This window comes from Streptomyces sp. NPDC005494 (assembly GCF_042872025.1).
Classification (GTDB): domain Bacteria; phylum Actinomycetota; class Actinomycetes; order Streptomycetales; family Streptomycetaceae; genus Streptomyces.
The window spans coordinates 324,924-343,732 of record NZ_JBIAJR010000006.1 but is presented as its reverse complement, the minus strand read 5'-3'; the positions used below and the strand labels follow the sequence as shown (position 1 = coordinate 343,732).

Genomic DNA, 18,809 nt, shown 5'->3' with positions numbered 1-18,809 from the left:
TCCGTGTGATCTTCAAGCGCATCGGAAATGGGCGGCCATATCCCGACCACGGCCGGGAAAGCACCCGACAGTGGGCGGATGTGGCGCCGCGTCCGGTCCGCCTGGACCAGCTGGTGACCACCAAGGGCCAGCTGGACCTCGAGACCCTCCTCGCCGAGGACTCCACGTTCTACGGCGACCTGTTCGCCCACGTCGTGAAGTGGCAGGGCGACCTGTACCTCGAGGACGGGCTGCACCGGGCCGTGCGCGCCGCCCTGCAGCAGCGCCAGGTACTGCACGCACGCGTGCTCGAACTGGGCTGAACCCGCCACTCCCACCCACGGAGCATTTCGGGCCTTTCGAGTGCTTTTATGCTCATATGGGTGCCATAGGTTGATCGTTTAGTAGGCATCACTCCCAGGTCGCACTACGCTGCGCCCATGAGCATGCTGACCCCTCCCGGCATGGGCGGAAAGTACCGCATCACGGGCAACACCTACCCGCGTATGCGCCGCCCCCGTCATCGCCGCAAGCTGGTCCTCTCGGCTGCCGCCGCGGTGGTGGCCCTCGGGCTGGCCGGTTGGGGCACCCTCCAGCTCATCGACGTGTTCACCGGCGGGGACGAGACGGCCAACGCGGCGGGCCACCCGAAGGCCTGCCCCTCGCCGAGCGCCTCGGCCGCCGCGAAGGTGCTGCCGAAGCCGGCCGCCATCAAGGTCAACATCTACAACGCGACGCCCCGCAGCGGGCTGGCCAAGGCCGCCGCCGACGAGCTCAAGAAGCGCGGCTTCGTCATCGGCAAGGTGGACAACGCTCCGGCGGCGTACGACAAGAAGGTGCCCGGCACCGGCATGCTGCTCGGCGGCCCGGCGGCCATGAACGGCTCGTTCCCGGTGCTCTCCACCCAGTTGCCCGGGGCCGCGCAGAAGACCGACGCCCGCAGCACGGCGGACGTCGATCTGATCATCGGCACGAAGTTCAAGGCGTTCAGCACCCCCGCGGCGGCGGCATCGGCGCTCACGGCCCTGACGAAGCCGGCCCCGGCCCCGTCGGCCTGCTGACCGGCGGGCACCGGGCGGGATCCGGCCGGAGCGGCCGGGTCAGTCGACGGTGCCGTACATCCGGTCGCCCGCGTCGCCGAGGCCCGGGACGATGTAGCCGTTCTCGTTGAGCCGCTCGTCGACCGAGGCGGTGACCACCGTGACCGGCGTGCCGGCCAGCTCGCGCTCCATCACCTCGACGCCCTCGGGCGCAGCGAGCAGCACGACCGCGGTGACGTCGTCCGCCCCGCGCTTGATCAGCTCCCGGATGGCCGCGACGAGCGTGCCGCCGGTGGCCAGCATCGGGTCCAGGACGTAGACCTGACGGCCCGAGAGGTCCTCGGGCATCCGCGTCGCGTACGTCTCCGCCTGGAGCGTCTCCTCGTTGCGGATCATGCCCAGGAAGCCGACCTCGGCGGTCGGGAGCAGCCGCACCATGCCGTCCAGCATGCCGAGCCCGGCACGCAGGATCGGCACGACCAGCGGACGCGGGTGGGACAGCTTCACGCCGGTCGTGGGCGTCACCGGGGTCTCGATGTCGACCTGCTCGGTCCGCACATCCCTGGTGGCCTCGTAGGCGAGAAGGGTGACCAGCTCGTCGGCGAGCCGCCGGAAGGTCGGGGAGTCGGTGCGCTTGTCGCGCAGCGTGGTGAGTTTGTGCGCGACCAGCGGGTGGTCGACGACGTGGATCCGCATGCCTTCAACAGTAACCGGGCCCCGCGACGGCCTCTCGCCGGTCCGCACTGGCATCAAGCACCTGTTCGGGGGGAAGGTGGGGGCATACGGACCCAGGCACGGGGTGGTGTGACGATTGCCCGACGCGGAGCAGGCAGGAGAGCGGCAGGCCCGACGCGACGCGCGCGACCTGCCCGACGCGCAGGAGAACGTGACGGACGCGCAGGAGAGTGACGCGGCGCGCCGGAGGCGCCGCGCCCAGTTCCTCCGTGAACTCCACGAGGCGAAGCAGCTCCGCGACCGCGTCCAGCCGCGCCGTGCCCGTGCGGCCCGTATGCGCCAACAGATGCGGATGCGTACGTTCCGCTGGTGAAGGCGCCCGCCGGGGACCGCCGGACGGCCTCCGGCAGGCGCGGCCGGATTCCGTCCACCGGCGGACGCCCGGACAACAGATGGCCGACGCAACGGTCGAAGAGGTCTCGCATCGCGCTCGTTTCTGCCACGATGCCGATTGGGCGGGGCCCAGAGCAGCCGGATGACCGTCTGCCCTCCCGTCGGACCGATTCACCTATGACCAGTGGGAGAGTCACGGTGTACTTCGCCGCACTGCTCGCGCGCACCGAAGACGGGTGGGAAGCGAGCGATACAGAGCTCGACGATGTGGAAACCCTGTCCGACCTGACGGATCTGGCCCGCGAGGCCTCGGTGGACGAGGACACGGTCCTCGTCTACATCGAGCAGGAGGACGCCTGGTTCGGCGTCGTCCGGGTGGACGGTGAGGAGGACCCCCGTATCTACATCTCGGACGCGTCCGCCGCCGCCCGCTCCTCGTACGGGGAGATCCTGCTCACCGATGAACTGCTCGGCCGCGAACCGGGGGCCGAGGACGAGATCGCCGCACTGGAGGAGCTCGTCGACCTCGACGGTACGGAGGACGGCGAGCCTGACGAAGACGACAGCGACGACGGCCGCCCGGGCGCCGCTGCCACCGATACCGATCTGGATGACGACCCCGACGCCGTACCGGCGGGGCCGCTGGGCGATCTCGGGGTCCTGGCCGACCTCGGGCTGTCCGAGAAGGATCTGCTGACCCTGCGCACCGACGCGCTGGCGGAGATCGCGGACGCGCTGGGAGCGGCCGAGGTCCTGGAGGCCGTCCGTTAGGGTCCGCGGGTGAACGCACCACCACCCACACCCTCCTCACCGTCTCCCCCCGATCCCGTACGGGACCCGTGGCAGGCGACCATGCGCCGTGCCCTGGACGAGGCGGCGCTGGCGGCGTCGGCCGGCGATGTGCCGGTCGGCGCCGTCGTCCTCGGCGCGGACGGCGCACTCCTGGCCACCGGCCACAACGAGCGCGAGGTCACCGGCGATCCGACGGCGCACGCCGAGGTGCTCGCCCTGCGCCGCGCCGCTGCGGCTCTGGGCTCCTGGCGGCTGACCGGCTGCACGCTGGTGGTCACCCTGGAGCCCTGCACCATGTGCGCGGGCGCGCTGGTCCAGTCCCGGGTCGGCCGGGTGGTCTACGGGGCACGGGACGAGAAGGCCGGAGCCGCGGGTTCCCTCTGGGACGTCGTACGCGACCGCAGGCTCAACCACCGCCCGGAGGTGATCCACGGCGTCCTGGAGGACGCCTGCGCCGACCTGTTGACCGCGTTCTTCCGGGAACGCTGACCCCTTCCGGACGGGCTTCGGGCGGGGCGCCGGGAATCGGATTTCGAACCAGGCCCGGCATGGTCTAAGCTCTCTCTCGGTAGCGTGTCCGAGCGGCCGAAGGAGCTCGCCTCGAAAGCGAGTGTGGGGAAACTCACCGAGGGTTCAAATCCCTCCGCTACCGCAGATGGATGAAGGGACCGACCCGTTGGGGCCGGTCCCTTCTCTGCTTGCCGTCCCGATCCCTCTCAGCCCGCCCTGAGGGTCCTGACGCCGCCGGGCTCGAAGTCGTAGACGTTCCGGTTGATGCGGAGGCCGTCGACCGCCCCGATCCACATGTGGTCGCGGCCCTTGCCCACCGCGGCCGTGTGGACGGTCGCTCCCGCACCGCCGTCGTCGAGTGCGGCCTGCACCTGCTCGAACGAGCACCGGGCGGCCTGGTTGCACGCCGGGGCCACGTTGCCCGTGAGGAACCAGTGGCCCGTCGAGGTGGCATCGATGAAGCCGCTCCAGCGGTTCGTCACCGGGGCGGCGTCCGGCACCCACACCAGCGAGGCGTAGTTGCTGTTCGACGTGTTCAGGTTCGGGTCGATCTCGAACCTGATGTTCGGCATGTTCTCCTTGCCTCCGTAGGCCTCGTTCTCCCCGGTCTGGAAGACGTGGAACCCGACCCTCCGCAGGCCCCGCACGGGATCTCCGAAGAAGTCCACCTCGTTCCCGAAGTCGACCTTCTCGCTGGGAGGGGTCAGCGAGGTGGAGGCGTCCGCCACCTCGATACCGAGGCTTCCCTGTCCGTAGGGCGGCCTGGCGGAGGGACCCGTCACGCCGAACGAGCCGAACGGACCGTTCCGCAGATCGGCGACGGGAGAGCCGATCGTGTTACGGGTGATCACGCCCCAGTGGTCCGCAGCGCGCCCGTGGTCCCCGCCGTCACCGTCCGCGGCAGCGGACACCGGCCCGGAAAGCGTCGCGGCGACGATCGCGGCCATTGCTGTGGCCGCGAGGGCCTTCCACCGAGTCGTGCCAAAGCGAGTGCTCACACCCACTCCTTCCAAGTAGTCGAGGGCGATCGGCTGCGCCTGACGCCCGACCGTCACGGAGCACACGCATTCAGTGGCTCTACGTAGCGGCATATTCACCATATGGGGGCATGAACGGCCGTCACGCAACGGAGAAAACGAGGGCGAGCACCGCCCCTGTGCCGCACGCGCGACGCGGCTCCCCCGGCAGGAACCCGGCCCCAGGGAACGGGAACCGGGGAGACGGCGGCACTCCGTCCGGGGCAGCCGAGGGTCCGTTCGGGGTTCACGGCCTGGACAGGGCTGGGCCGAAACGCGTCGAACCGGGCGTAAATAATTTTGCAGGATGTGCATCTTTGCCTACCATGCACGATGTGGCGAAGACGACGGCATCCGTACCCGGGCTCAGGGAGCGCAAGAAGCAGGCGACCCGGAACGCCATCGCGGAGGCAGCCGTACGACTCGCCGCCGAGCACGGCGTGGAGAACGTGACGGTCGAGGCCATCAGTGAGGCGGCCGGTGTCTCGCCCAGGACGTTCTTCAACTACTTCCCGAGCCACGACGACGCGTTCGTCCTGATCGACGACGAGGTGGGCGAGCGGATCAGGGAAGCCGTGCGCCGCGCCCCCGCCGGGCTGGCGCCGCTCGACGCCGTCCGTGAGGCGTTCGTGGCCGAACTGGACGGCTTCGAGGACCGCCAGGAGCTGTGGGCCCTCCAGTCCAAGGTCTTCCAGCGGTCACCGCACCTCATCCAGCGTGGCCTCAACGCCCATGTGGCGGACGAGCGGGCCCTCGCCGTCGCCGTCACCGAGTGGCTCGACGCCACCCGGCCCGACTCCGAGGAGCCCCAGGACGCCGGGATCTACCCCCGGCTGCTGGCCGCCGTCAGCCACACCGCCCTGCGGGTCGCCTTCGAGCACTGCTGCGACCGCCCCGGCGGATCCGTGCTCTCGGAGGCCTTCCAGGAGGCCTTCGTCCACCTGGCCCACGGCCTCCAGCGGCCGACGGAGTGACCCGGCCTGCGCCGGTGACCACGCCCCACATCCCCGACCCCGTTCTGCACAAGCACCGAAGAAGGACTCCGTGACCGCAACCGAGGCGCCGGGACAGGCGCCCACCTCCATGTCCAACCGGCAGATACTCCAGGCGATGTCCGGCCTGATGGCCGGGATGTTCGTCGCCATCCTCGCCGGTACCGTCGTCGCCAACGCCCTGCCGCGGATCATCGCCGACCTCGGTGCCAGCCAGTCCTCGTACACCTGGGTGGTGACCTCCGAGCTGCTCGCCATGACGGCCACCGTGCCGCTCTGGGGCAAGCTCGCCGACCTGTTCAACCAGAAGCTGCTGCTCCAGCTCTCGCTCGGCCTGTTCGTGGTCGGTTCGCTGGTGGCCGGCTTCTCCCAGGACGTCGTCACCCTGATCGTCAGCCGGGTCATCCAGGGCATCGGCGCCGGCGGTCTCACGGCGCTGGCCCAGATCGTGATGGCCGCCATCATCCCGCCGCGCCGGCTCGGCAAGTACGCGGGGATCTTCGGCGCGGTCTTCGCCGTCGGTACCGTCGCCGGACCCCTGATCGGCGGTGTCCTGGTGGACACCTCCTGGCTCGGATGGCGCTGGTGCTTCTTCATCGGCGTGCCGTTCGCGCTGGCCGGCATCGTGCTGCTCCAGCGCACCCTGAAGCTGCCCACCGTGCGCCGTCAGGTCCGGATCGACTGGCTGGGTGCCTTCCTGATCGTGGCGGGCGTCTGCGCGCTGCTGATCTGGACCTCCCTCGCCGGCAACAGTTTCGACTGGGCGTCCTGGCAGACGGCGGCGCTGGTCGCCACCGGCGTCGTGCTGCTCACCGCCGCCGTGTTCGTCGAGTCCAGGGCCGCGGAACCGGTCATCCCGCTGGACATCTTCCGCAACCGCACGGTGACCCTCACGACCCTGGCGAGCTTCTTCGTCGGTATCGCGATGTTCGCCGGGACGGTGTTCCTGTCCCAGTACTTCCAGATCTCGCTGGGCAAGTCCCCGACCGTCGCCGGGCTCATGAGCCTTCCGATGATCGGTGGTCTGCTGGTCTCCTCGACGGTCGCCGGGCAGCTCATCTCCGCGACCGGCAAGTGGAAGGCCTACCTCATCGCGGGTGCCGTCATCATGACGGCCGGCCTCGGCCTCCTCTCGACCATCGACGCCGAGACCCACTTCGGGCTGCTCAGCCTCTACATGGCCTGCATGGGCATCGGCGTCGGCATGCTGATGCAGAACCTCGTGCTCGCCGCGCAGAACGACGTGCCCGCGCACGAGCTGGGCGCCGCGACCTCCGTGCTGTCGTTCTTCCGCAGCCTCGGCGGCACCATCGGCACGAGCGTGCTCGGTGCGATCCTCGCCAACCGGGTCGCCAGTGAGATGACCAAGGGCCTCGCGGAGAGCGGGATCCCGGTCACCGGCGGCGGTCACGGCAGCGCCGTGCCCGACATGACGACGCTGCCCGAGCCGATGAAGCAGATCGTCGAGCACGCGTACGGAGTCGCGACCGGCGACCTCTTCCTCATCGCCACACCGTTCGCCTTCCTCGCCCTGCTCGCGGTCCTCTTCGTCAAGGAGAAGCCCCTCAAGACGACCAGCGGAATGGAGCGTCTCGCCGCCGAGGGCGGGGCGGTGGCCGAGGCCGTCGTGCCGGCCCCCCGCAGCGGTGACGACTCCGGCGTCCAGGACACCGGCGCGGTCGGTCTGCGCAAGGACTGATCCGCACCCGTAGGTACGCAGAAGGGCCCGGCGCGTCGCCGGGCCCTTCGTGCGTCAGGTCGGGGGAAGCGGCATCGGGGGGACAAGCCGCTTCCCCCGGTGAGAACAGGGACCTGAGGTCCTCGCCGCGGTCAGGGGGGAATCACGCGGTGCGGACCTGGTGGAGGTCCCGTTCCTCGGCCCGCGCAATCCTGCCGTGCTGCGGGCTCGTCTCCCATCCTCCTCCTCGGCGTAAGCCGCACCCGTGGGCAAAGGGCCTGAATCGTCGGGTCCTTCGGCCCTAAAAGCGTCATCAGTGATCGGAAACAGCCAGTAGATACGGCCATACGTGCGGCTAGAATCACGCGACTGCACAGGTGATCGAGAGGGAGAGAAGGGCTGTGGCGCAAGCGAAGAAGATCGCGCTCTACATGGTTGTGGTCTTCGTGCTGTACACGATCATCACCTCTCCCGAGCGGGCCGCCGACCTCGTCCAAGTAGGCTTCGAAGGTATTTCCAGCGCCGCCGAGGGCGTCGGAGACTTCATGTCCGAGCTGGTGAAGTAGGAGAGAGCCCCATGATCCGCCACCTGGTCCTGTTCAAGCTGAACGACGGCGTCGAGCGGGACGATCCCCGGGTCGTGGCGGGCGCGCGAGCGTTCCAGGAACTCGGCGGGAAGATCCCCGAGCTGGAGTTCTGGGAGTGCGCCTGGAACATCACCGACCGGCCGATCGCCTACGACTTCGCCATCAACTCCGCGGTCGCCGACGAGGACGCGCTCAAGCGCTACGTGGAGCACCCGGACCATCAGGCCGCGGCCGGGCAGTGGCGCGCGTTCGCCACTTGGGTGATCGCCGACTACCCCTTCTGATTTCTTTCGGGCAACCGGTCCCGCAGGCCCCTCCCTTTCAGGAGAGGGGCTTTTCGGCATGTTTAAACCAAAACATGCCCAACACGACTCTATGCGGTGCTTGCACACAGTGGACATGTCTTGTGATGCTATGACCGCTTTTGACGGATGAGTTGACCGTAGTTGACCGCAAAGGGGTGGCGACACCGTGCCGGCCAGTACAGCGCCTCAAGTCCCGCCCCAGAACGTCCAGACGGACGACATCCAGACCGAGACACCCGACCCCACGACACCCACCAGGACCAGGGGCGCGGACACCCGGGCGCTCACCCAGGTGCTGTTCGGGCGGCTCAAGGACCTCGAACCGGGATCACCGGAGCACCACCGGGTGCGCACGGCGCTGATCGAGGCCAACCTGCCGCTCGTGCGGTACGCGGCGGCCCGCTTCCGCAGCCGCAACGAGCCGATGGAGGACGTCGTCCAGGTCGGCACCATCGGCCTGATCAACGCCATCGACCGCTTCGACCCGGAACGCGGCGTCCAGTTCCCGACGTTCGCCATGCCCACCGTGGTCGGCGAGATCAAGCGCTACTTCCGGGACAACGTACGGACCGTGCACGTCCCGCGCCGGCTGCACGAGCTCTGGGTCCAGGTCACCGGCGCGACCGAGGACCTTACGACCGCCCACGGGCGTTCACCGACCACCGCCGAGATCGCCGAGCGGCTCAAGATCTCCGAGGAGGAGGTCCTCGCCTGCATCGAGGCGGGACGCTCGTACCACGCGACCTCGCTCGAAGCGGCACAGGAGGGTGACGGGCTGCCCGGCCTTCTCGACCGGCTCGGCTACGAGGACCCGGCGCTCGCCGGGGTCGAGCACCGCGATCTCGTACGGCATCTGCTCGTACAGCTGCCCGAACGCGAGCAGCGGATCCTGCTGCTGCGCTACTACAACAACCTGACCCAGTCTCAGATCAGCGCCGAACTGGGCGTCTCCCAGATGCATGTGTCAAGGCTTCTGGCCAGAAGTTTCGCTCGATTGCGATCCGCAAACAGGATCGAAGCATAACCGGAACGGGTAGACCCTCAACGGGCCTGTTCCGGGGGCGTAAATGCCGCACACCCCCTGTTTCCTGCGCAGTTTCAGCGCTGACTTGTCGACTTGTCACTACAGCGTGTTGCCGACATGTGACATTCTGCTGGAACCGCGTTTGCCGCAGCCCCACCGCCGGTATTCAGGTGGAGGCTGCGTTCCTCCGATGGTCGTGGCCACCGCGACCGTCCGCGACCTCAAGGGGGTGGCATGTCCGCAGAACAGGGCAGCTCGAAGGTGCTCACGCTCACGAAGAGCGTGCCGGCACCTGCCGTGCTCACCAGCTCGCCGGAAGCCATCGACACCCGCACCCTGTCCCGCTCCCTGTTCCTGCGGCTCGCCGCGCTGGGTCCCGCTCCGGGCCCCGACGGAACGGACAGCCCTGAGCGGGCCTATGTGCGGGACACACTCATCGAGCTCAACCTCCCGCTCGTGCGGTACGCGGCGGCGCGGTTCCGGAGCCGTAACGAACCGATGGAGGACATCGTCCAGGTCGGGACGATCGGCCTGATCAAGGCGATCGACCGCTTCGACTGCGAACGGGGCGTGGAGTTCCCGACGTTCGCGATGCCGACCGTCGTGGGAGAGATCAAGCGCTTCTTCCGCGACACCTCGTGGTCGGTGCGGGTGCCGCGCCGCCTCCAGGAGCTGCGGCTCGCCCTGACCAAGACCAGCGACGAGCTCGCCCAGAAGCTCGACCGCTCGCCGACGGTGCCGGAGCTGGCCAAGGCGCTCGGGGTCTCCGAGGAGGACGTGGTCGACGGTCTGGCCGTGGGCAACGCCTACACGGCCTCCTCGCTGGACTCACCGTCCCCCGAGGACGACGGCGGCGAGGGCTCGCTGGCGGACCGCCTGGGGTACGAGGACGCGGCGTTGGAAGGCGTCGAGTACCGCGAGTCCCTGAAGCCGCTGCTGGCCAAGCTCGCACCCCGCGAGCGGCAGATCATCATGCTGCGCTTCTTCGCCAACATGACGCAGTCGCAGATCGGCGAGGAGGTCGGCATCTCTCAGATGCACGTCTCCCGGCTGCTGACCCGGACCCTGACCCAGCTCAGGGAAGGGCTCATCGCCGACTGACCTGCCCGGCACACCGAGACCCGGCCGCCGGGGCATCCTGACCGCTGCCCCGGCGGCCTCGCCGCGTCCGGGCCACCGCCCCGGCCAGCGGGCTGCGCCCCGCGGGGAGCAGGGGGACCGCAACGAGAACGCGGCCGCTCCCGCACCGACGAGGCGGTGCGGGAGCGGCCGCGAGGACGGCGTCCCGCGTGCACGGACGCCGGCCGGTCCCCGGGCCCCGAGGAGGGGCGGGGCCGGCCACGACGGATGAGAGCGGACGGTCAGCCGAGCGCGAGCCAGGCGACCGCGCCGAGGACGACGATGACCGCGACGACAGCGACGATCACGCCCGTCTTCGAACCGGACGAGGTCGCGGCGGGCTGGGGCCCGCGCTGCGGCTCGCCCTCGTCGACAAACGCGCGGAACATCTGCGTACTGCCCGCCGGGTCGTGAGTGCCCTCGGGGCCCGGCTGAGGGGCGTGGGGGTTGTGTGCCATGGTCCAGGACCCTAGCGAACGCGGGCCTTCCGCCCAACCCCCGGGCCCACAAGGGGCGATGCCCCTGCTGCCCGCGCACGCCCTCTTCACCGTCCGCCGGAGTGCTCCGCACCGCCTCCACGGACCCTCTCCGCGCCCCCCGCGCCTGTGGCGAGGAACACATCCGGCGGGACCCACCCCCTGTGCGCTGCACGCTTGACCCGCCCTCTACGCAGGCTTTTGCGTTCCTTTACTTCTGCAAGCCCCGTTTCGTTTGCCTGCGGCAACCAACCGCTTCTATCGTTGCCCTAAGCAACAAGATGACCCCGTGAGATGGCTGGAGGGCCGGTGGCAGCACGGAGCCAGTACGAAGAACTGGCCCGGCAGCTCAGCGCCGTCGGAGCCGTCAAACGGGGGATCGCCCGCATCCTGCCCGCCGAGTGTCCCGGTGGCTCGGCCACCGTGCTGACGCTGCTGGCCAAGTACGGCGAGATGCGGATCACCAGGCTCGCCGAGCTCCTGGCCGTGAACATGTCGGTGACCAGCCGTCATGTGGCTCACGCGGTGGAGAACGGCTGGATCGAACGGTCTCCTGACCCGGCGGACAAGAGGTCCCGCATCCTGCGGCTGACCCCCGCCGGTGACGAACTGCTCGACGAGCTGACCTTGCGGACGACCGAGATGTTCGCGCACAACCTCATCGACTGGACCGACGAGGAAGTCGGTCAGCTCAACACTTTGTTGTCCCGGCTGCGCGACAGCTTCTCCTGTCGTGGCACCGGAGGGTGCACCCCCGGAAGGCACAGCGGCGACTGCCGCTCGGGGCACTCCGACGATTCGCACACCCGTACACCCGTGTAACAGAAGCAAAGACAAGGAATTTCATGGCTACGACCACACCACCCGGTGTGCGGGGCGGCCACGCCAAGCACGGGGCCGCAGAGGCCTCGTCGGGCGCGCCGATGACACACCGGCAGATCATGGAAGCGCTGACCGGGCTGCTGCTCGGCATGTTCGTCGCGATTCTGTCGTCGACGGTCGTCTCCAACGCCCTGCCGGAGATCATTTCCGACCTCGGCGGCGGCCAGAGCGCCTACACCTGGGTCGTGACGGCCTCGCTGCTGGCCATGACCGCCACCACCCCGCTGTGGGGCAAGCTCGCGGACCTGTTCAGCAAGAAGCTGCTGGTCCAGATCGCCCTGATCATCTACGTCGGCGGTTCGATAGTCGCCGGCCTGTCGACCAGCAGCGGCATGCTCATCGCCTGCCGTGTCGTGCAGGGCATCGGCGTCGGCGGTCTCTCCGCCCTCGCCCAGATCGTGATGGCCGCGATGATCTCCCCGCGCGAGCGCGGGCGCTACAGCGGTTACCTCGGCGCGGTCTTCGCCGTCGCCACCGTCGGCGGCCCGCTGCTCGGCGGCGTCATCACCGACACCAGCTGGATGGGCTGGCGCTGGTGCTTCTACGTGGGTGTGCCGTTCGCGGTCATCGCCCTGATCGTGCTCCAGAAGACCCTGAAGCTCCCTGTGGTCAAGCGCGACGTCAAGGTCGACTGGTCCGGCGCGTTCTTCATCAGCGCCGCGGTCTCCCTGCTGCTGCTCTGGGTCACCTTCGCGGGCGACAAGTACGACTGGATCTCCTGGCAGACCTGGACGATGCTCGGCGGAACCGTCGTGCTCATCGCGCTGTTCCTGCTGATCGAGTCCAAGGCCAGCGAGCCGATCATCCCGCTGCGCCTCTTCCGCAACCGCACCATCACACTGGCCTCCGCGGCCTCGCTGTTCGTCGGTATCGCGATGTTCGCGGGCACCGTCTTCTTCAGCCAGTACTTCCAGCTGGCGCGGGACAAGTCGCCGACGATGTCCGGCGTCATGACCATCCCGATGATCGCCGGTCTCTTCCTGTCGTCGACGGTGTCGGGCCAGGTCATCACCAAGACGGGCCGCTGGAAGGCCTGGCTGGTCACCGGTGGTTTCCTGGTCACCGCGGGCCTCGGCCTGCTCGGCACCATCAGGTACGACACCGAGTACTGGCACATCGCGATCTTCATGTTCGTCATGGGTCTCGGCATCGGCATGATGATGCAGAACCTGGTGCTCGCCACGCAGAACCAGGTGGCACCCGCCGACCTCGGCGCGGCCAGCTCCGTCGTGACGTTCTTCCGTTCGCTCGGCGGTGCGATCGGCGTCTCGGCGCTGGGCGCCGTCATGGCCAACCGCGTCACCCACTACGTCAAGGACGGCCTCGCCGACCTCGGCCCCGAGGGCGCCGCGCTGGGCCACGGCGGAACGGGCGGCGGGGGCATCCCCGACCTGGACACGCTCCCCGCCCCCTTCCGCACGGTCATGGAGGTCGCCTACGGCCACGGTGTCGCCGACGTCTTCCTGTACGCCGCGCCCGCCGCGCTGGTGGCGTTCGTCCTGACGCTGTTCATCAAGGAGGTCGCCCTGAAGACGAGGGCGGGCAACGACACCGAGACCTCCGCGGCCACTGCGGCCACCGCGGCCACGGAGTCCGTCGAGGCCACCACCGGCACCGCGCCGGTCGCCGAGGCGGCGTCCGGGATCACCTCGGTCGCGGCGTCCGAGGACCCGGCGGTCACGAGCGAGCTCACCGTCCAGGGCACCCCCGTACGCGGTGTGGTGCGAGGCGCCGAGGGCGCACCCGTCGCCCGGGCCGCCGTCACGCTGATCTCGCTGGGCGGCCGGCAGCTGGGGCGCTCCGTCGCCCAGGCCGACGGCGGATACGTACTGGACGCACCGGGTGCCGGCAGTTACGTCCTGATCGCGTCGGCCGACGGCTTCCAGCCGCAGGCGTCGACCGTGGTCGTCACCGGTGAACCGCTGGCCTACGACATCCTGCTCGCCGGTACGAGCGGCCTCTCCGGAGCCGTGCGGTCCGCCGAGGGCGGTGCTCCGGTCGAGGGCGCGATGGTCGTCGTGACCGACGTGCGCGGCGATGTTCTGGCCACCGGGGTCTCGGGCGACGCGGGTGAGTTCACCTTCGGTGAGCTCGTCCCCGGCTCGGTGACCGTCGCCGTGACGGCCGCGGGCTACCGTCCGCTGGCCCTGCCGGTGGAGGTCGGCGGCCAGGGTGTCACCCGGGTCGACGTGGCCCTGCGGGCCGGTGCGCTGGTGCGCGGTGTCGTCCGGGCCGGTTCGGGCCGGGCGCCGCTGAACGACGCCCGCGTCACGCTGATCGACGCGGCCGGCAACGTGGTGGCCACCTCGACGACCGGGGAGGACGGGGCGTACGCCTTCACCGACCTGGACGCCGGTGAGTACTCCGTGATCGCGACCGGCTACCCGCCGGTGGCCGCCGCCCTGAGCGTGACCGGCGGCGGAGTCGACGGTCACGACATCGAGCTCGCCCACCCGGGCGAGTAGGAAAGATCCACAAAGACCACTGGCGGAACAGCGCTTCGAGCGGAGAGGCTGTGGCCGCCGGCGGAAATGGGCCCCGTGGCGGGATCGGCAGGCAGGGGACGGCCTGCCGATCCCGCCCGGGGCCCGACTCATCGAGTCGCGCTTCACGAGTGATCGAGCAAGGAGAGAACACGGGATGGGACTTCGCGCACAGGTACGCACGCGGGACGGCTGGGCTGTCCAGCACGCGATCGTGACGGTGACCGACATGACGGGCACCCAGGTGCTCCGGGCCGCCGCCGACGAGAACGGGGCCGTCCGCACCGACGACCGCCTGCAGGCCGGCGCGTACACGGTGATCGTCACGGCGGTCGGTTACGCCCCCGCCGCGTCCACCGCGCTCGTCACGGCCAGCGGCCGGGTCGAGGCCGGCACCGTGGTGCTGGCCCGTCAGGGCGGTGTGGAACTGCCGCCCCCGGGCACCTGGTCGCTCGATCCGGTGCACTCGTCGGTGGCAGCGGTCGCGCAGCACCTGGGGATCTCCAGCGTGCACGGCAGGTTCACCGACTTCGGTGGCCGGATCGAGATCGCCGAGGACGTCCAGCGCTCCCGCGTGGACGCCTTCATCGCGTCCAACAGCATCGACACCGGCAACGCCATGCGGGACAAGCACCTGCGCTCGGCGGACTTCCTCGACGTGGAGACGTTCCCGGAGATCACCTACCGCTCGCGGGCGCTGACCCCCGCCGGCCCCGACCGGTGGACCGTGCACGGCGTGCTCACGATGCACGGCGTCGCCCGGGACGTGGACCTGGACCTCAGCTACCTGGGCACCGGACCCGACCCGTGGGGCGGGGTGCGTGCCGCCTTCCACGCCGCCGCCGAACTGCGCCGCGACGACTTCGCCATGAACTACAACCAGGTCGTGCAGGCGGGTATCTCCGCGATCGGCACCACCCTGCGCGTGGAGCTCGACATCCAGGCCGTGCAGGGCGACGCGGTCCAGGTCCGGTAGACGGCCCGGGACCAGGGCCTAGGGTGGGACGCATGGCACCCGACATCGCGACCAACACCGCCGTGGAGCTCGCAGAACTGCTGGACTTCGTGCGGCCGAGGCACAGGGCGATCCTGCTGACCACCCGGTCCGACGGCCGCCCCCAGGGCTCGCCGCTCACCTGCGGCGTCGACGACGCCGGCCGGATCGTCGTGTCGACCTACCCCGAGCGGGCCAAGACCCGCAACGCCAAGCGGGACGAGCGGGTGAGCGTCATCGTCCTGTCGGACGAGTGGAACGGGCCCTGGGTCCAGATCGACGGTTCGGCCGAGGTGATCGACTCGCCGGAGTCGGTCGAACCCCTCGTCGAGTACTTCCGCAACATCTCCGGCGAACACCCCGACTGGGACGAGTACCGGGCCGCGATGGTCAAGCAGGGGAAGTCGATCATCCGGATCACCCCGGAGCGCTGGGGCCCCGTCGCCACCGGCGGCTTCCCGGCCCGCCTCGCGGACGGCGGCTGACCGTACCCATGGAACCGCCCCACCCGGGTCCGCTCGCGCGGGCCCGGCTGCTGACCTCTCCGTCCGTGAGCCCGTCCGTGGTCCGTGAGCTGGAACGGATCGCCGGCCGGCCGACCCTGTCCGCGCACGCGCCGGTGCCCGACGGGCCCTTCGTGTACGTCGGGGACTCGCTGCCCGAGGCGCTGCGGACACCCCTGCTGCTGTGGTTCCACAGCGTCAACGCCGGCACGGACGCGCTGCTCTCCGCCGGGGCCTGGCCCGAAGGGGCCCTGCTGACACGGACGGTGGGGCGGATGGGCGAGCGGATCGCCCAGTACGTGCTGGGCTGGGTGCTCGCCGAGTGCCAGGCCGTCCCGCTCCACACCGCCCAGCACGCCCGGGCCGAGTGGCGCCGCCTCCCCTCCGAACTCGCCGCGGGCCGGACCGCCGTCGTCCACGGCACCGGTCGCATCGGCTCCGCGGTCGGCGGGCTGCTGCGCGCCTGCGGCCTGCGCACCGTGGGCGTCGGCCGCACGGCGCGCGGGACGGCACCCGGCTTCGATCTGGTGGTCACGGCCGGTTCCGACGAGGAGGCCACGGCGCTGGGTGAGGCCCGGTGGGTGGTGTCCACCCTCCCCTCGACCGCGGCCACGCACCGCTTCCACGGCAGCGGCCGGTTCACGGCGATGGAGGGAGCGACGTTCATCAACGTGGGCCGGGGCGCGACCGTCGACATGGCCGCGCTGGAGACCGCGCTCCACGCCGGGACGGTGCGCGGGGCGGTCCTGGACGTGCTGCCCGGCGAACCCGCCGCTCCCGGGGACCCCGTGTGGCGGCTGCCGCGCACGGTGATCACCTCGCACTCGGCGGGCATCACGGCCGACGAGGACGTCGTGGCCGACTTCGCGGCCTGCTGGGCGGCGGTCGAGGACCGGCGCACGCCCGCACTGGCGGTGGACACACGGCGCGGTTACTGAGCGCCGGGCGCACCGCCCTGTCGCGCGGGGCGGCCACACATCGCCTCGATGCCGGCGATCAGGAGGTCCAGCGCGACCTCGAAGTCCCGCTCGCGCATCTCCTCCACCGTGTTCCCGCCGCGGGCGTCCATCAGGTCCTCCGAGGGCTCCATGGCCTTCTTGAGCTCCGGATCCGCACGGATGGTGCCCATGGCCCGCTGGTAGTACTCGTCCTGGCTGAGCCCCGCCGCCACCGTGCGCTGCACGAAGTGCCCCTCGGTGGAGCCGAATCCGTAGACGAACTGGAAGACGGCCGCCATCGCTCCCGTCCGTGTCGCCGGGGGCAGTCCGGTGGCCCGGATGACGTCCTGGACGGCGTACGAGAAGAGCATCGAGTGGGGGCCGATGTTCAGAAAGCTGCCGATGAGCGCCGACACCCAGGGGTGGCGGACCAGCAACGTGCGGTAGTGGGTGGCCAGTTCGCGCAGCCGATCCCGCCAGTCGGCGTCCTCCGGCGTGGCCGGCAGCTCGCCGAAGACGGTGTCCAGGGCGAGTTCCAGCAGGTCGTCCTTGGTGTCGACGTACCAGTAGAGAGACATCGCCGTGACGTCCAGCTCGGCGGCGAGGCGCCGCATCGAGAACCCGGCCAGGCCCTCGGCGTCCAGCAGCCGCACGCTCGCCGCCGTGATCCGCTCCCGGTCGAGGCCGGCCGGCTGGTCCGTCCTGCGCGTGCGCGACGGTGTCCGCCGGTCCAGCCACACACTGACCCGCGAAGGGTTCTTCACACGGTCTGCGGCGGACCCCATGACACACGCTCCTCGTCCTACGGCGGCACTTCTGTGTACCGGTACCCCCGTCCGATGCTATGCCCGCCCCCGGGGCTCTCGGTCCGCGTCCGCGCGCTCCGCCCTCCGCAGCAGGGCCGCGGCCAGGAGTCCCCCCGCCAGGACCGCGAACGCGCCGACGAGCTGGCTGGTCTCCAGACCCGAGGCGAACGCGTCGGTGATGCGCTCCCGCTCGGAGGGTCCGTCCGCCACGGAGAGCACCGCGGGCAGCGATGCCGCACCGACGGCACCCGGGACGAGCGCGGAGAACCGCGAGTTGAGTACGGCGCCCAGCACGGCGACCCCGAGCCCGTTGCCGAACTCGGCGAGCGTCCCGTTCACCCCGGCGCCCACCCCCGCCTTCTCCGGCGGGATGGAACTCATGATCGCGTTGGCCATCGCGGGCATGGCGAGCGCGATGCCCGCCCCCATCACGACCAGGCCGAGCAGCAGGCCGCCGTATCCGTGACCGCCCAGCAGCGCGATGGCCCCGAGCCCCGCGGAGAGCAGGCCCATCCCCACGGCGATGGTGACGGGCGTCCCCGCCCGCACGACGATCCGGGCGCCGATCCCCGTGAGGTTGAGCGCGACGACGGTGAGGGCGAGCGGCGCGGTGCGCAGGCCCGCCTCCAGCGGCTCGTAACCGAGGACGAACTGCAGATGCTGGGTGAGCAGGAAGAGCGAGCCGGTCATCCCGAAGGCGACGAGGATCGCTCCCGCCACCGCGCCGGTGAACCGCTGGTTGCGGAAGAAGTGCATGTCCAGCATGGGGTGGGGGATGTGCAGCTCCCAGAGGACGAACCCCGTGAGCACCGCGACCCCGGCGAAGGCGGTCAGCAGGACCTGCCCGGAGCCCCATCCGTGCTCCGGGCCGGAGATGATCGCGTACACGACCGCCGTCATGCCGACGGTGGAGAGCAGGGCTCCGAAGAGGTCGGGACGGTCGCCGCTGGGGTTCTTGGACTCCGGGACGAGCCGCACGACGGCGATCAGGCCGATGACCGCCACCGGGATGTTGATCAGGAAGATCGCACCCCACCAGAAGTGGGCCAGCATCGCCCCTCCGAGCAGCGGGCCGGCGGCGAAGCCGAGGGAGTTGACGGTCGACCAGATACCGATCGCCTTCACGCGCTCGGCGTCGTCGAAGATCTGGACGACGACGGAGAGGGTGGTCGTCATCAGCAGCGCGCCTCCGACGCCCATCCCGGCGCGGGCGGCGATCAGCTGTCCGGAGGACTGCGCGAGTCCGGCCGCCAGCGAACCGACCCCGAAGACGACGAGACCCGCCACCAGGAGCTTCTTGCGGCCGTAGCGGTCCGAGGCACTGCCCGCGGTGATCAGCAGACCCGACTGGACGAGTGCGTAGGCGTTGATCATCCACTGCACGTCGGCGGTGGAGGCGTCGAGTTCGGTGGTGAGGGAGGGGATCGCGACGTTCAGGACGGTGTTGTCGAGCAGCACCGTGAGCTGGGCGAGGCAGATGACACCCAGGATCAGCCAGCGCTGCGCATGGCCGTTCCGGGGTGCGAGGTCGTGCTGCTCGGCGGCGGTCGCCGTCATGCGGGCTCCTGGTTCCGGTGCACTTGTACGGTGTACGGGACGATTTCTCGTACACCGTAT

General features: G+C 70.2%; 21 protein-coding genes and 1 tRNA gene. 17 read left to right on the top strand and 5 right to left on the bottom strand.

The window, feature by feature from the left end; all coding sequences use genetic code 11:
* Window positions 1–5 precede the first annotated feature (5 nt).
* Together ACFYQ6_RS20195 and ACFYQ6_RS20190 are read left to right on the top strand one after the other, a co-directional pair.
* Window positions 6–302 (top strand): type II toxin-antitoxin system VapB family antitoxin, encoded by a 297-nt coding sequence (locus ACFYQ6_RS20195; protein ID WP_003955420.1) that lies wholly within the window; start codon window positions 6–8, stop codon window positions 300–302.
* A gap of 141 nt (window positions 303–443) precedes the next feature.
* Window positions 444–1,040: a LytR C-terminal domain-containing protein gene (locus ACFYQ6_RS20190; protein WP_361579548.1), complete on the top strand. Its 597-nt coding sequence runs from the start codon at window positions 444–446 to the stop codon at window positions 1,038–1,040.
* Between the two features lie 39 nt (window positions 1,041–1,079).
* Here the strand turns inward: ACFYQ6_RS20190 and upp are convergent, their stop codons facing one another.
* Window positions 1,080–1,715, bottom strand: coding sequence for a uracil phosphoribosyltransferase (upp, locus tag ACFYQ6_RS20185; RefSeq protein ID WP_073750868.1), 636 nt, complete (start codon window positions 1,713–1,715; stop codon window positions 1,080–1,082).
* Window positions 1,716–1,884: 169 nt separating this feature from the next.
* Here upp and ACFYQ6_RS20180 point away from each other — a divergent pair, with 169 nt between their 5' ends.
* From ACFYQ6_RS20180 to ACFYQ6_RS20165, 4 genes are all read left to right on the top strand, one after another.
* Window positions 1,885–2,067, top strand: a complete 183-nt coding sequence (locus tag ACFYQ6_RS20180) for a hypothetical protein (protein WP_388764191.1) — start codon at window positions 1,885–1,887, stop codon at window positions 2,065–2,067.
* A 218-nt stretch (window positions 2,068–2,285) separates the two neighbouring features.
* A complete protein-coding gene (locus ACFYQ6_RS20175) occupies window positions 2,286–2,858 on the top strand; it encodes a hypothetical protein (protein ID WP_361579550.1) in 573 nt (190 codons plus the stop codon).
* A gap of 81 nt (window positions 2,859–2,939) precedes the next feature.
* On the top strand, window positions 2,940–3,368 hold the full coding sequence (gene tadA, locus ACFYQ6_RS20170) for a tRNA adenosine(34) deaminase TadA (protein WP_361579552.1): 429 nt from the start codon (window positions 2,940–2,942) through the stop codon (window positions 3,366–3,368).
* Between the two features lie 78 nt (window positions 3,369–3,446).
* A tRNA-Ser gene (locus ACFYQ6_RS20165) sits at window positions 3,447–3,531 on the top strand.
* A 64-nt stretch (window positions 3,532–3,595) separates the two neighbouring features.
* Here the strand turns inward: ACFYQ6_RS20165 and ACFYQ6_RS20160 are convergent.
* Window positions 3,596–4,387, bottom strand: a complete 792-nt coding sequence (locus ACFYQ6_RS20160) for a hypothetical protein (protein ID WP_361579383.1) — start codon at window positions 4,385–4,387, stop codon at window positions 3,596–3,598.
* A gap of 344 nt (window positions 4,388–4,731) precedes the next feature.
* Between ACFYQ6_RS20160 and ACFYQ6_RS20155 the strand changes: the two genes are divergently transcribed.
* The 6 genes from ACFYQ6_RS20155 to ACFYQ6_RS20130 all read left to right on the top strand — a co-directional run bounded on the left by ACFYQ6_RS20155 (window position 4,732) and on the right by ACFYQ6_RS20130 (window position 10,092).
* Window positions 4,732–5,379: a TetR family transcriptional regulator gene (locus tag ACFYQ6_RS20155; RefSeq protein ID WP_361579385.1), complete on the top strand. Its 648-nt coding sequence runs from the start codon at window positions 4,732–4,734 to the stop codon at window positions 5,377–5,379.
* 109 nt (window positions 5,380–5,488) lie between these two features.
* On the top strand, window positions 5,489–7,096 hold the full coding sequence (locus ACFYQ6_RS20150) for an MDR family MFS transporter (protein WP_361579554.1): 1,608 nt from the start codon (window positions 5,489–5,491) through the stop codon (window positions 7,094–7,096).
* Between the two features lie 356 nt (window positions 7,097–7,452).
* A complete protein-coding gene (locus ACFYQ6_RS20145) occupies window positions 7,453–7,641 on the top strand; it encodes a hypothetical protein (protein WP_145807776.1) in 189 nt (62 codons plus the stop codon).
* Between the two features lie 11 nt (window positions 7,642–7,652).
* Window positions 7,653–7,946, top strand: coding sequence for a Dabb family protein (locus tag ACFYQ6_RS20140; protein ID WP_361579387.1), 294 nt, complete (start codon window positions 7,653–7,655; stop codon window positions 7,944–7,946).
* Window positions 7,947–8,133: 187 nt separating this feature from the next.
* Entirely contained in the window at window positions 8,134–8,991 is an 858-nt protein-coding gene (locus ACFYQ6_RS20135; protein WP_361579389.1) for an RNA polymerase sigma factor SigF, read from the top strand.
* A 234-nt stretch (window positions 8,992–9,225) separates the two neighbouring features.
* The gene (locus tag ACFYQ6_RS20130) at window positions 9,226–10,092 is read left to right on the top strand and encodes an RNA polymerase sigma factor SigF (protein ID WP_104787558.1); all 867 of its coding nucleotides are present in this window, start codon (window positions 9,226–9,228) and stop codon (window positions 10,090–10,092) included.
* Window positions 10,093–10,352: 260 nt separating this feature from the next.
* Here ACFYQ6_RS20130 and ACFYQ6_RS20125 read toward each other — a convergent pair whose 3' ends face one another.
* Window positions 10,353–10,568 carry a hypothetical protein gene (locus ACFYQ6_RS20125; protein ID WP_361579392.1) on the bottom strand — a complete coding sequence of 72 codons (216 nt, stop codon included), beginning with the start codon at window positions 10,566–10,568 and terminating at the stop codon, window positions 10,353–10,355.
* 327 nt (window positions 10,569–10,895) lie between these two features.
* Here ACFYQ6_RS20125 and ACFYQ6_RS20120 point away from each other — a divergent pair, with 327 nt between their 5' ends.
* From ACFYQ6_RS20120 to ACFYQ6_RS20100, 5 genes are all read left to right on the top strand, one after another.
* Window positions 10,896–11,408, top strand: coding sequence for a MarR family winged helix-turn-helix transcriptional regulator (locus tag ACFYQ6_RS20120; protein WP_361579394.1), 513 nt, complete (start codon window positions 10,896–10,898; stop codon window positions 11,406–11,408).
* A gap of 23 nt (window positions 11,409–11,431) precedes the next feature.
* Window positions 11,432–13,933 (top strand): MFS transporter, encoded by a 2,502-nt coding sequence (locus ACFYQ6_RS20115; protein WP_361579396.1) that lies wholly within the window; start codon window positions 11,432–11,434, stop codon window positions 13,931–13,933.
* 175 nt (window positions 13,934–14,108) lie between these two features.
* Window positions 14,109–14,927, top strand: coding sequence for a YceI family protein (locus ACFYQ6_RS20110; protein ID WP_361579397.1), 819 nt, complete (start codon window positions 14,109–14,111; stop codon window positions 14,925–14,927).
* Between the two features lie 32 nt (window positions 14,928–14,959).
* A complete protein-coding gene (locus ACFYQ6_RS20105) occupies window positions 14,960–15,430 on the top strand; it encodes a PPOX class F420-dependent oxidoreductase (RefSeq protein ID WP_388764088.1) in 471 nt (156 codons plus the stop codon).
* An 8-nt stretch (window positions 15,431–15,438) separates the two neighbouring features.
* A complete protein-coding gene (locus ACFYQ6_RS20100; protein WP_388764086.1) occupies window positions 15,439–16,386 on the top strand; it encodes an NAD(P)-dependent oxidoreductase in 948 nt (315 codons plus the stop codon).
* Here ACFYQ6_RS20100 and ACFYQ6_RS20095 read toward each other — a convergent pair.
* The gene (locus ACFYQ6_RS20095; RefSeq protein WP_361579403.1) at window positions 16,380–17,171 is read right to left on the bottom strand and encodes a TetR/AcrR family transcriptional regulator C-terminal domain-containing protein; all 792 of its coding nucleotides are present in this window, start codon (window positions 17,169–17,171) and stop codon (window positions 16,380–16,382) included. The genes ACFYQ6_RS20100 and ACFYQ6_RS20095 overlap by 7 nt on opposite strands.
* 57 nt (window positions 17,172–17,228) lie before the next feature.
* A complete protein-coding gene (locus tag ACFYQ6_RS20090; RefSeq protein WP_361579405.1) occupies window positions 17,229–18,749 on the bottom strand; it encodes an MFS transporter in 1,521 nt (506 codons plus the stop codon).
* Between the last annotated feature and the right edge of the window lie 60 nt (window positions 18,750–18,809).

Bases quoted from the DNA above. Each gene is read 5' to 3' on its own strand.
- ACFYQ6_RS20190 (WP_361579548.1), top strand. From the start codon at position 444: ATGGGCGGAAAGTACCGCATCACGGGCAACACCTACCCGCGTATGCGC.
- upp (WP_073750868.1), bottom strand. From the start codon at position 1,715: ATGCGGATCCACGTCGTCGACCACCCGCTGGTCGCGCACAAACTCACC.
- tadA (WP_361579552.1), top strand. From the start codon at position 2,940: ATGCGCCGTGCCCTGGACGAGGCGGCGCTGGCGGCGTCGGCCGGCGAT.
- ACFYQ6_RS20155 (WP_361579385.1), top strand. From the start codon at position 4,732: ATGCACGATGTGGCGAAGACGACGGCATCCGTACCCGGGCTCAGGGAG.
- ACFYQ6_RS20150 (WP_361579554.1), top strand. From the start codon at position 5,489: ATGTCCAACCGGCAGATACTCCAGGCGATGTCCGGCCTGATGGCCGGG.
- ACFYQ6_RS20140 (WP_361579387.1), top strand. From the start codon at position 7,653: ATGATCCGCCACCTGGTCCTGTTCAAGCTGAACGACGGCGTCGAGCGG.
- ACFYQ6_RS20130 (WP_104787558.1), top strand. From the start codon at position 9,226: ATGTCCGCAGAACAGGGCAGCTCGAAGGTGCTCACGCTCACGAAGAGC.
- ACFYQ6_RS20125 (WP_361579392.1), bottom strand. From the start codon at position 10,568: ATGGCACACAACCCCCACGCCCCTCAGCCGGGCCCCGAGGGCACTCAC.
- ACFYQ6_RS20115 (WP_361579396.1), top strand. From the start codon at position 11,432: ATGGCTACGACCACACCACCCGGTGTGCGGGGCGGCCACGCCAAGCAC.
- ACFYQ6_RS20110 (WP_361579397.1), top strand. From the start codon at position 14,109: ATGGGACTTCGCGCACAGGTACGCACGCGGGACGGCTGGGCTGTCCAG.
- ACFYQ6_RS20105 (WP_388764088.1), top strand. From the start codon at position 14,960: ATGGCACCCGACATCGCGACCAACACCGCCGTGGAGCTCGCAGAACTG.
- ACFYQ6_RS20100 (WP_388764086.1), top strand. From the start codon at position 15,439: ATGGAACCGCCCCACCCGGGTCCGCTCGCGCGGGCCCGGCTGCTGACC.
- ACFYQ6_RS20095 (WP_361579403.1), bottom strand. From the start codon at position 17,171: ATGGGGTCCGCCGCAGACCGTGTGAAGAACCCTTCGCGGGTCAGTGTG.
- ACFYQ6_RS20090 (WP_361579405.1), bottom strand. From the start codon at position 18,749: ATGACGGCGACCGCCGCCGAGCAGCACGACCTCGCACCCCGGAACGGC.